The sequence below is a fragment of the Streptomyces sp. McG3 genome (assembly GCF_018619185.1).
Lineage (GTDB): Bacteria > Actinomycetota > Actinomycetes > Streptomycetales > Streptomycetaceae > Streptomyces.
In genome coordinates this window covers 26,130-37,680 of record NZ_JAAXYC010000046.1, presented here as the reverse complement: position 1 = coordinate 37,680, position 11,551 = coordinate 26,130, and the positions used below count along the sequence as shown (strand labels likewise).

The 11,551-nt window shown below is 71.8% G+C and carries 11 protein-coding genes; 10 read left to right on the top strand and 1 reads right to left on the bottom strand.

Annotation, left to right across the window (positions count from 1 at the left end):
- Positions 1-115 precede the first annotated feature (115 nt).
- The 10 genes from HET64_RS10900 to HET64_RS10855 all read left to right on the top strand — a co-directional run bounded on the left by HET64_RS10900 (position 116) and on the right by HET64_RS10855 (position 10,482).
- Entirely contained in the window at positions 116-1,282 is a 1,167-nt protein-coding gene (locus tag HET64_RS10900) for an ROK family glucokinase (RefSeq protein ID WP_003965308.1), read from the top strand.
- Between the two features lie 71 nt (positions 1,283-1,353).
- Complete coding sequence (locus HET64_RS10895) at positions 1,354-1,950, top strand: hypothetical protein (protein WP_215104272.1); 597 nt, start codon at positions 1,354-1,356, stop codon at positions 1,948-1,950.
- 495 nt (positions 1,951-2,445) lie between these two features.
- Positions 2,446-3,858 (top strand): family 2B encapsulin nanocompartment shell protein, encoded by a 1,413-nt coding sequence (locus tag HET64_RS10890; RefSeq protein ID WP_215104270.1) that lies wholly within the window; start codon positions 2,446-2,448, stop codon positions 3,856-3,858.
- Between the two features lie 90 nt (positions 3,859-3,948).
- Entirely contained in the window at positions 3,949-5,262 is a 1,314-nt protein-coding gene (locus HET64_RS10885) for a family 2 encapsulin nanocompartment cargo protein terpene cyclase (protein ID WP_251145125.1), read from the top strand.
- Between the two features lie 33 nt (positions 5,263-5,295).
- Complete coding sequence (locus tag HET64_RS10880) at positions 5,296-6,174, top strand: geranyl diphosphate 2-C-methyltransferase (protein ID WP_215104268.1); 879 nt, start codon at positions 5,296-5,298, stop codon at positions 6,172-6,174.
- A gap of 333 nt (positions 6,175-6,507) precedes the next feature.
- Positions 6,508-6,768, top strand: a complete 261-nt coding sequence (locus tag HET64_RS40070) for a hypothetical protein (protein ID WP_374105552.1) — start codon at positions 6,508-6,510, stop codon at positions 6,766-6,768.
- A gap of 216 nt (positions 6,769-6,984) precedes the next feature.
- Positions 6,985-8,175 (top strand): alpha/beta fold hydrolase, encoded by a 1,191-nt coding sequence (locus tag HET64_RS10870; RefSeq protein WP_374105553.1) that lies wholly within the window; start codon positions 6,985-6,987, stop codon positions 8,173-8,175.
- Between the two features lie 12 nt (positions 8,176-8,187).
- On the top strand, positions 8,188-8,841 hold the full coding sequence (locus HET64_RS10865; RefSeq protein ID WP_215104264.1) for an MBL fold metallo-hydrolase: 654 nt from the start codon (positions 8,188-8,190) through the stop codon (positions 8,839-8,841).
- A gap of 42 nt (positions 8,842-8,883) precedes the next feature.
- Positions 8,884-9,663 (top strand): exodeoxyribonuclease III, encoded by a 780-nt coding sequence (locus HET64_RS10860; RefSeq protein WP_215104262.1) that lies wholly within the window; start codon positions 8,884-8,886, stop codon positions 9,661-9,663.
- An 81-nt stretch (positions 9,664-9,744) separates the two neighbouring features.
- A complete protein-coding gene (locus HET64_RS10855; protein ID WP_215104260.1) occupies positions 9,745-10,482 on the top strand; it encodes a Clp protease N-terminal domain-containing protein in 738 nt (245 codons plus the stop codon).
- Positions 10,483-10,684: 202 nt separating this feature from the next.
- On the opposite strand, the gene HET64_RS10850 is transcribed toward HET64_RS10855, so the two are convergent.
- On the bottom strand, positions 10,685-11,464 hold the full coding sequence (locus HET64_RS10850; RefSeq protein ID WP_215104258.1) for an SDR family NAD(P)-dependent oxidoreductase: 780 nt from the start codon (positions 11,462-11,464) through the stop codon (positions 10,685-10,687).
- Between the last annotated feature and the right edge of the window lie 87 nt (positions 11,465-11,551).

The following is an 11,551-nucleotide window of genomic DNA, read 5'->3' as shown; positions in this document are numbered from 1 at the left end:
GCCACTGCCCCGCCCACCGGCCCCCCGGGGCGGGGCAGTGGCAGAATCGAGCCCGGCGGGCGCCGTCCGCCGCCGGCCGCGACAGCGGCCCGGCCCCCCAGACCCCGCAGGGACGATGAGCACGTACCGCGACTTCGCACACCGCGGCTCCGCCCGCGCCACCGTCCTCAAGACCGTCGGCACCAAGGAACGCCGCTCGCACCTCACCGCCCCCCGGGTCCCCACGGTCGGGATCGACATCGGCGGCACCAAGGTGATGGCGGGCGTCGTCGACGCCGACGGCAACATCCTGGAACAGCTCCGCACCGAGACGCCCGACAAGTCCAAGAGCCCCAAGGTCGTCGAGGACACCATCGTCGAACTGGTCCTGGACCTCTCCGACCGCCACGACGTCCACGCGGTGGGCATCGGCGCGGCGGGCTGGGTGGACGCCGACCGCTCCAAGGTGCTGTTCGCCCCGCACCTCGCCTGGCGCGACGAGCCGCTGCGCGACGCGATCGCGTCCCGCCTTGTCGTCCCCGTCATGGTCGACAACGACGCCAACACCGCCGCCTGGGCGGAATGGCGCTTCGGAGCGGGCCGCGGCGAGGACCACCTCGTCATGATCACCCTCGGTACGGGCATCGGCGGCGCGATCCTGGAGGACGGCCAGGTCAAGCGCGGCAAGTACGGCGTGGCCGGTGAGTTCGGCCACATGCAGGTCGTGCCCTCGGGCCACCGCTGCCCCTGCGGCAACCGGGGCTGCTGGGAGCAGTACAGCTCCGGCAACGCCCTGGTCCGCGAGGCCAGGGAGCTGGCCGCCGCCGACTCCCCGGTGGCGCACTACCTGCTGGACCGGGTGAAGGGGAACGTCGCCGACATCACCGGCCCGCTCATCACCGAACTGGCCCGCGAGGGCGACGCCATGTGCATCGAGCTGCTCCAGGACATCGGCCAGTGGCTCGGCATCGGCATCGCCAATCTGGCCGCGGCGCTCGACCCCTCCTGCTTCGTCATCGGAGGCGGCGTCAGCGCCGCCGACGACCTGCTGATCAACCCCGCCCGGGACGCCTTCAAGCGCCACCTCACCGGCCGCGGCTACCGCCCCGAGGCCCGGATCGCGAAGGCGCAGCTCGGCCCCGAGGCGGGTATGGTCGGCGCCGCGGACCTGGCCCGGCTGGTCGCCCGACGATTCCGCCGGGCCAACCGGCGGCGCGTCGAGCGGTACGAGCGGTACGCCCAGATCTACGACCAGGCGGCGAGCACCATCCGCAACACGCGGTCCACCCGTACCGCCGACTGAACCGCAGTCGCCCTTTCCGGCGTCCACCCTTCAGTACGCCGTCACCGCAGCACCTTGAGGACCACCTGATCATGATCGCAGCCGAGCACCCCGTGGTGCCGCACCAGTCGGAGTCTCCGGGCGACGGCGAGGGCAAGCCGCCCGAGGACCGGCGGCATGTGTTCAAGCGGCGTTTCATCACCGCGACGATCATCGTGCTGCTGATCGGCATCCCGGCCGGCTACCTGCTGATCTCGGCCGGTCAGAGCCGCCGCTCGGGGCAGGACAAGGAGGCCGAGGCGGCCGCCGTGGGCCTCCGGGAGGGCTGGCCCTCCAAGATGCAGCGCCGGATCTTCGAGATCCCGATCCCCGGCAACGGGCTCGGCGTCCAGTACTACGAGACGAACAACTGGAAAGCCAGCCGGATGTACGCGAAGTTCCGGACGACCTCCGCCGGTCTCGACCGCTTCCTGACCGGGGTGGGCACCGGACGCGCCGCGCTGGAGCCGGACACGATCGACATCAGCCCCCGGGACGTCAAGATCACCGGCTGGTCCTTCGGCCCGGGCGAGGACTGGGCCAGCATGACGCACAAGAACAAGAAGCCGCGCCCGACCCAGAACATCACGGTCAACATGACCGACCCGGCCAGCCCGGTCGTGTACGTCGTCTCGGCGGCGACCCCCTGACCGGGAGCCTCTGAGTACGTCGGACCGGCACCGGGTACGCCGCACCGCCACCGAGCGCATCGACCCGGTGGCACAGCGCGCGCGTCGGCCCCGGCGGTGAGCCACCGCCGGGGCCGACGTATGTCCGCGTGCTCTGCTGTTCGCGGGCGCTTTACCGCGTTCCGCGCGTCGGCATCGCCGTCCGCCTGCGCCGACCGGCCGGATTTCGCCGCGCTTCCGCGGCTCCGAGCCGTGTGAGCCCGGAAGGCTGCCGAACGCCTTGCCCGATCACGGCTGAAATCCGTCGGCACGGGGGCAAACATCCCGCGGGCGCGATCATCGTATCGAGCTAATGTCGGCAGATTTCCTTGGTCCGGGGGGCGAAGGGGCCCTTAGTGTTCCCCTGGATCTGGAGGGAGTTCCCCTTCATATCACTCCTTTCCCTGCTTTATTTCATGCTTTCGGGCGTTTACGTCCGCTATGCATGCCTCGCCCCGACCAAGGAGAGCCTGCCCGATGACTGTTGACTCGAGCTCGGAAGCGCGGCTGGAAGTGCCCCGGCAGTCCAGCCTGGGGACGGCCGCCGCCCGCAACCTCGCCAGCACGACGAAGTCCGCCCCGCAGATGCAGGAGATCACCTCCCGCTGGCTGCTGCGGATGCTTCCCTGGGTCGAGACCAAGGGCGGCGCCTACCGGGTCAACCGGCGGCTGACCTTCACCGTGGGCGACGGGCGGGTGGAGTTCGTCCAGGACGGGGCCGCGGTCCGGGTCATCCCCCAGGAGCTGGGCGAACTGGCCCTGCTGCGGGACTTCGACGACGCCGAGGTGCTGACGGCCATCGCCGACCGGTGCGTCCAGCGTGACTTCCGGGCGGGGGAGACGCTGGTCGAGCGGGGCACGGCCGCGGACCAGCTCCATCTGATCGCGCACGGCCGGATCGGCCAGACCTCCGCCGGCAACTACGGCGACGAGGCCACCCTGGAGGTCCTGGCTGACGGCGACCGCTTCGGCGAGCACGCCCTGCTGGACGACGACGCCCGGTGGACGCGGACCGCCACCGCCGAGACCGCGGGCACGCTGCTCACCCTGTCCCGCGCCGACTTCGCGGCCATCGTGTCGAACTCGGCGGCCCTCCGGGCGCACCTCGCCGCGTTCACCGCGCGCTCCGAGCAGCGGCAGAACCACCGCGGTGAGGCGGAGATCGCGATGTCGGCCGGCCATGTCGGCGAGCACGAGCTGCCCGGAGCGTTCGCCGACTACGAACCGAAGCCGCGTGAATACGAACTCTCGGTCGCCCAGACGATTCTGCGGGTCCACACCAGGGTCGCCGACCTCTACAACGGCCCGATGAACCAGACCGAGGAACAGCTCAGGCTCACCATCGAGGCGCTGCGGGAGCGCCAGGAGCACGAGCTGATCAACAACCGGGAGTTCGGCCTGCTCCACAACGCCGACTTCAAGCAGCGCATCCAGACGCATTCCGGCCCGCCGACCCCGGACGACCTGGACGAGCTGCTCTGCCGCCGCCGGGGCACCAAGTTCTTCCTCGCGCACCCCCGGACGATCGCGGCGATGGGGCGCGAGTTCAACGCGCGCGGCCTCTACCCGGACCACACCGACCTCGGTGGCCAGCAGGTTCCCGCCTGGCGCGGTGTGCCGATCCTGCCCTGCGGCAAGATCCCCATCACTCCGGAGAGGACCAGCTCGATCCTCGCCCTGCGTACCGGTGAGGAGAACCAGGGCGTCATCGGTCTGCGGCAGACCGGCCTGCCGGACGAGTACGAACCGGGCCTCTCGGTCCGCTTCATGAACATCGACGAGAAGGCGATCATCTCCTACCTCGTCAGCACCTACTACTCCGCCGCGATCCTCGTGCCCGACGCGGTCGGCGTGCTGGAGAACGTGCAGATCGCCAACTGGCCCAGGTAGTGGCCGCGGCCCGCGCGGCCCAGCCCCCGCGTGGCAGGCCGCGTGCCCGGACGCCGTCGAACACCCGTACCCCCCATCAAGGAGCCACGCATGCCCGTGCCCGAGCTGCCACCTCCGCGGTCGAGCCTGCCGGAGGCCGTCACCCGCTTCGGGGCGACCGTGCTCGGCGCGGGCGCGGCTCGCGCCCACGACACCGAAGCAGTCGTCGGTGGACCGTACGGCGCTCGCCCCCTGCCGTCCCCGACCACCGGGCTCTCCTTCCGCCCCCCGTCGCCCGCGATTCCGCCGGCCGCCGTACCGGTGACCGACGTACCGGGGGAGGGCGTCGGGCTGGACCGGCTGCTGGGCGGGCCTCATGGCCTGGGCACGGCCGGCCTGCGGCTGACGCCCCGGGAGGAGCGTCCCGTACCGACGGCCACCCAGGAAGGCCGGCCGATTCCGGGGCTGTACCACCACCCCGTCCCCGAGCCGGACCAGGGGCGCGTCGACGAGGTCAGCCGAAGGATCAAGGCCTGGGCGCTGGACGAGGTCTCCCTGTATCCCGAGGAGTGGGAGGAGCAGTTCGACGGCTTCTCCGTGGGCCGCTACATGGTCGGATGCCATCCGGACGCGCCCACCGTCGACCACCTGATGCTCGCCACCCGCCTGATGGTCGCCGAGAACACGGTGGACGACTGCTACTGCGAGGACCACGGCGGCTCGCCCATCGGCCTGGGGGAGCGGCTTCTGCTCGCGCACACGGCGCTCGATCCCCTGTACACCGTGCGGGAGTACCAGCCGGGGTGGGCGGCCTCGCTCCACGCGGACGCCCCCCGGCGCGCCTACCGCTCCGCCATGGACTACTTCGTCCGCGCGGCCGGCCCCTCCCAGGCGGACCGGCTCCGCCACGACATGGCGCGACTGCACCTGGGGTACCTGGCCGAAGCCGCCTGGGCCCAGCAGGACCAGGTCCCGGAGGTCTGGGAGTACCTGGCGATGCGCCAGTTCAACAACTTCCGGCCCTGCCCCACCATCACCGACACCGTCGGCGGCTACGAACTCCCGGCGGACCTGCACGCCCAGGCCGACATGCAGAAGGTCATCGCCCTGGCCTCCAACGCCACGACGATCGTGAACGACCTCTACTCGTACACCAAGGAGCTCGCCGCTCCGGGCCGGCACCTGAACCTGCCCGTCGTGATCGCCGAACGCGAGGAGTTGTCCGACCAGGACGCCTACCTGAAATCGGTCGAGATCCACAACGAGCTGATGCACGCCTTCGAGACCGAGGCCGCCGCACTGGCCGCCGCCTGCCCCGTCCCGAGCGTGCAGCGCTTCCTGCGGGGCGTCGCCGCCTGGGTCGACGGCAATCACCACTGGCACCAATCGAACACCTACCGCTACAGCCTGCCCGACTTCTGGTAGGCACCGACCTCCGGCAAGAGATGGGAATCGTCCGTGACCAACGCTGAACTCACCACCGCCCCCACCCTGCGCATCCCCGGCCCCGCGACGCCCTACCAGGGAGACATCGCCCGCTACTGGGACGGGGAGGCCCGGCCCGTGAACCTGCGCCTCGGTGACGTCGACGGCCTCTACCACCACCACTACGGCATCGGTGAGGTCGACACCGCCTCGCTCGGCACCGCCGAGGACAGCGAGAGCGAGAAGAAGCTGATCACCGAGCTCCACCGGCTGGAGTCGGCGCAGGCCGATTTCCTGCTGGAGCACCTCGGTGACATCGGGCGCGACGACACCCTGGTGGACGCGGGCTGTGGCCGGGGCGGCTCGATGGTGATGGCGCACCAGCGCTTCGGCTGCTCGGTGGAAGGCGTGACCCTGTCGGCCAAGCAGGCCGACTTCGCCAATGGGCGCGCCGCGGAGCTGGGAATCGGGGACCACGTCCGCGCCCGCGTCTGCAACATGCTCTCCACGCCCTTCGCGACCGGTTCCGCAGCGGCCTCGTGGAACAACGAGTCGAGCATGTACGTGGACCTGGACGACCTCTTCGCCGAGCACTCCCGAGTCCTGAAGGTCGGCGGTCGTTACGTGACCATCACCGGCTGCTGGAACCCGCGCTACGGTCAGCCCTCGAAGTGGGTCTCGCAGATCAACGCGCACTTCGAGTGCAACATCCACTCGCGCCGGGAGTACCTGCGGGCCATGGCCGACAACCGCCTCGTGCCGCAGGCCGTCATCGACCTCACCCCCGACACCCTGCCCTACTGGGAGCTGCGGGCCACGTCCTCGCTGGTCACGGGGATCGAGGACGCGTTCATCAACTCCTACCGGGACGGCTCCTTCCAGTACCTCCTCATCGCCGCCGACCGCGTCTGACAGCGCCCGACCCCTGGCCGGCCGGCACCGGAGACCCCCGGTGCCGGCCGGCCCTCCCGGCGTTCGGCACGAGGCGGCGCGGTCGCGGGGCCGGGTTGGGGACAGGAGGTCCGATCGCATGGCAGCGGCCGGACGCACCGCGGTACACCGTGGCGGCGCCAATCGCCTGGACACGCACGGGGAGGGCGGGGCAGGGGCCCGAGACCGAGGGGGTGCCCGCCTACGCGTTCGGTCCGCGCCGGCACGACGTGAAGGCGCCCGTGCGGGGCTTCGGGCACCCGGAACGCGGAGTGCCGTGCCACGGCCACCTGCGAGGAGCACCCTCAGCCGACGGTGCTCGGCACGGAGACGGACGGGCCCGCCGACTGGCTCCGCGCCGGGCAGGCCATGGAACGAGTCCTGCTCGCGGCGACGCCGGACCGGCTGGCGACCTCGCTGATGACGCAGCCGCCGGAACGGCCGGAGCTGAGGTCGATGGCCCGTGATCCCGCATCCGGGATGGGCTTCGTCCACATGGTCTTCCGCCCCGGCTACGGTCCCCCGGCTGTGGCCACCCCGCGCAGACCGGTCGCCGACGTCCTCACCGTCGTGTGAAGCATCCCGGCGTGCCCAGCCGCACCACCGCCCCTCCCGTCGCCGGGACAGCCGGCTCCCCGACCCGTCGACGCCCTGAGTTGGGGGAGGCGGTCGCGGGATGAGAGGGTCGAGCGGGTGAGCGAGACACCACGGAACACCCTCAAATACTGCGTCGACGGGCCGGAAGACGCCCCGGTCCTGGTCATAGGTCCTTCGCTGGGCACGACCTGGCACATGTGGGATCGCCAGATACCCGAGCTGTCCCAGCACTGGCGGGTCTTCCGCTACGACCTCCCCGGCCACGGCGGCGCGCCGGCGCACGCCGCGGCCTCCGTCGCCGATCTGGCCGACCGGCTGCTCGCGACGCTGGACGGGCTCGGCATCCAGCGCTTCGGCTACGCGGGCTGCTCGATCGGCGGGGCGATCGGCGCGGACCTGGCACTGAGACATCCGCACCGGGTGGCCTCGCTGGCGCTCGTCGCCTCCTCGCCCCGGTTCGGCACGGCCGACGAATTCCGCCAGCGCGGTGTGATCGTCCGTACCAACGGCCTGGAGCCGATCGCCCGCACCGCGCCGGAGCGCTGGTTCACCCCCGGCTTCGCCGCCGCGCAGCCCGCCATCGTGGAATGGGCCGTGCAGATGGTCCGCACCACCGATCCCGGGTGCTACATCGCCGCCTGCGAGGCGCTCGCGGCGTTCGACATCCGCGGCGCCCTGGGCCGGATCGGGGCTCCCACCCTGGTACTGGTCGGGGCGGAGGACCAGGTCACCGGGCCCGCCGAGGCGCGAACGCTGGTCGCCGGGATACCGGACGCCCGCCTGGCGCTCGTGCCCGGGGCCTCGCACCTCGCGCCGGTCGAGCAGCCTGCCGCCGTCAGCGACCTGCTGCTGATGCACTTCTCCAGCGCCTGGCAGCAGGACACCTCGGCGGCCATCCCCGTGCTGCCGCTCGTCCCCGGGCCCGTGACGCCCCCCGCCCCGTTCGCCCCGGTGGCCGAGATCGCCCCGGCCGCCGCGACGCCCGAGGCCTCCGCGCCGACGCCGGACGACCGGCACGAGCAGGGCACCAAGGTGCGCCGAGAGGTGCTGGGGGACGCCCATGTCGACGCGGTGAACGCCTCGGCCGACGGCTTCACCGAGGACTTCCAGGAGCTGGTCACCCGGTACGCCTGGGGCGAGGTCTGGAGCCGGGACGGCCTCGACCGCCGTACCCGGAGCTGCATCACGCTCACCGCGCTCGTCGCCTCCGGCCACCTGGAGGGCCTGGCCGCGCACACCCGCGCCGCCCTGCGCAACGGCCTGACGCCCGCCGAGATCAAGGAAGTTCTCCTCCAGACCGCCGTCTACTGCGGCCTCCCGGCCGCCGGAGCCGCGTTCGCCGTCGCGCAGAAGGTCATCCAGGAGGAAACCACGCCGCCCGCGTAGCAGGATGGAGCCATGAACGCATCGCCTCGGGCACTCACCCTCACCAAGAAGACCCACTCCTGCGTCCGCATCGAGAAGGAGGGGCGGGTCCTGGTCATCGACCCCGGTGGCTTCTCCGAGGACGACGCGGCGCTCGGCGCCGATGTCGTCCTGGTGACGCACGAGCACCCGGACCACTTCAACGAGGCGCGGCTGCGGGCGGGCCTGGAGGCGAATCCGGCGGCCGGGATCTGGACGCTGCGCAGCGTGGCCGAGCAGCTCTCGGCCGCGTTCCCCGGGCGGGTGCACACCGTGGGCGACGGGGACGCGTTCTCCGCCGCCGGATTCGACGTCACCGTGCACGGCGAGCTGCACGCGGTGATCCACCCGGACATCCCGAGGGTCACCAACGTCGGCTTCCTCGTCGACGGTTCGGTCTTCCACCCCGGCGACGCGCTCACCGTTCCCGACCGCCCCGTCGACACCCTCCTGCTGCCGGTCATGGCCCCCTGGAACAAGATCTCCGAGGTCATCGACTACGTGCGCGAGGTCAAGCCGCGACGGGCCATCGACGTCCACGACGCCCTGCTGACCGATCTGGCACGGCCCATCTACGACAACCAGATCGGGGCCCTGGGCGGCGCGGACCACGGTCGGCTGGCCCCGGGCGGCGTCACCGAGCTGTGAGCCCTCCGGCGACTGTCAGTGGGAGCCGCTAGGTTGGCTGCCATGCGCATCGCCACCTATAACGTCAATTCGATCACCGCCCGGCTGCCGAGGCTTCTGGCCTGGCTGGAGAGCAGCGGCACCGATGTGCTGTGCATCCAGGAGACCAAGTGCACGGCGGAGCAGTTCCCCACCGCCGCGCTCGCCGAGCTGGGCTACGAGTCCGCGGTCAACGCCACCGGCCGGTGGAACGGGGTCGCGCTGCTCTCCCGCGTCGGCCTCACCGACGTCGTCACCGGGCTGCCCGACGGCCCGGACTACGACGGGGTGCAGGAGCCCCGCGCGATCTCGGCGACCTGCGGCCCGCTGCGCCTCTGGTCGGTGTACGTGCCGAACGGCCGCGAGGTCGAGCACGAGCACTACGCGTACAAGCTGCGCTGGCTGGAGGCCCTGCGGAAGGCCGCGGCGGCGGACGCCGCGGGGCCTCTGCCGTTCGCGGTCCTCGGCGACTTCAATGTGGCCCCGACCGACGAGGACGTCTGGGACCCGGCGCTGTTCGTCGGCGCCACGCATGTGACGCCCGCCGAGCGCGCCGCCCTCGCGGCCCTGGAGGGGGAGGGCCTGAGCGAGGTCCTGCCCCGCCCCCTCAAGTACGACCGCGCCTACACCTTCTGGGACTACCGCGAGCTCAGGTTCCCCAAGAACAAGGGCATGCGGATCGACCTCACCTTCGGCAACGCCGCGTTCACCGCCGCGGTCAAGGACAGCTACGTCGACCGCGAGGAACGCAAGGGCAAGGGCGCCTCGGACCACGCCCCGGTGGTCGTCGACCTCGATCTCTGAGCCGGGATCCAGGGGGCGGAGGCCGCGTCGCACTGACAACTCAAGGTTGACACTCGATGGGTGTCAACCTACGGTTGTCACATGACGCAGCCTCTTCCTGCCAGCCCTTCCGTGCGCCTCGACGATCTGATCGAGGCCATCAAGAAGACCAACGACGACGCCCTGGAGCAGCTCTCCGGCGCGGTGCTCGCCGCCGACCACCTCGGAGACGTCGCCGACCATCTCATCGGCCACTTCGTGGATCAGGCCCGTCGCTCCGGTGCCTCCTGGACCGACATCGGCCGGAGCATGGGGGTCACCCGCCAGGCCGCCCAGAAGCGCTTCGTGCCCAAGAAGGGCGGCGGCTCCTCGGACCTGGACCCGAACGAGGGCTTCAACCGCTTCACCCCGCGCGCCCGCAATGTGGTGGTCGCCGCCCACAACGAGGCCCAGGCCGCCCGGCACGCCGAGATCGTCCCCGCCCACCTGATCCTCGGCCTGCTCGCCGAGCCCGAAGCCATCGCCGCCCGCGTCCTCACCGGCCAGGGCGTGACGGCGGACGCGCTGCGGGCGGCGGCGACCGCAGCGCTGCCCGCCGCCGTGGACGAGACGCCCGAGCTGATCCCGTACGACGCGGACTCCAGGAAGGTCCTGGAGCTGACCTTCCGCGAGGCGCTCCGCCTCGGCCACAACTACGTGGGCACCGAGCACATCCTGCTGGCCCTGCTGGAGTTCGAGGACGGCTCCGGCGTGCTGACCGGCCTCGGTCCGGACAAGGAGGCCGTGTCCGCCGCGGTGGAGCGGGCGGTGGACGAGGCGGCACAGGCTCTCCGGCAGTAGAAGGCCCCGAGGTCCCTCACGGCGGGCGGCGGGCCCGGCGCACCGACGGTCGGTCACCGAGAACCCACCGCCCGGGCGCACCGGCTCGGTGTGCCGACCCGCCGTCCGGGCGCACGGGCCCTTCAGTGCACCGAGAACCCGCCGTCCGGGCGCACGGGCCCTTCAGTGCACCGAGAACCCGCCGTCCGGGCGCACGGGCCCCTCAGTGCACCGAGAACCCGCCGTCCACGGACACCGACTGCCCGGTGACGTACGCCGAGGAGCGCCCCGCCAGGAACACCGCGGCCCCCGCGAAGTCCTCCGCGAGGCCGTTGCGGCCGACCAGGGTCCGGGCGGCGAGCGACGCCACCTTCTCCGGGTCCGAGGCGAGGCGCTCGTTCAGCGGAGTCAGGACGAACCCGGGCACCAGGGTGTTCACGGTGACACCGTGCGGGGACCAGGCCTCGGCCTGGGAGCGGGCCAGGGACTCCAGGCCGCCCTTGGACACCCCGTACGCGCCACTGTTCACGAAGGCCCGGTGCGCCTGCTGCGAGGTGACGTGGATGATCCGCCCGTACCCGCGCTCGGCCATGCCGGGCCCGAAGCGCTGCCCCAGCAGGAACGGCGCCTTCAGGTTCACCGCCATCGTGGTGTCCCAGACGTCCTCGCCCAGCTCGCTCATCGGCGGCCGCAGATTGATCCCGGCACAGTTCACCAGGATGTCCGGCTCCCCGAACGCCCGCACGGCCTCGTCCGCCCCCGCGCGCACCCCCTCGGTGGTGCTCAGGTCCGCGCTGACCCAGGCGGCGCGGCAGCCCTCGGCGGTCAGCTCGTCCACGGTCGCGCTCAGCTCGGCCTCCCGGCGGGCCACCACGACGACGCCCGCGCCGGCCCGGGCCAGGGCGCCGGTGATCGCCCGGCCGATGCCGGAGCTGCCACCGGTGACCACCGCCACCCGGCCTTCCAGCGAGAACAGTTCCGAAACGTAAGCGTGTGCACTCATGTGCGTACTTTAGATATCTGCTCGGATCCCGGGCCGGGGCGGGGTGGGGGATCGGTGAACGCCGCGCGCCCTGTGGTGCGGAACCTG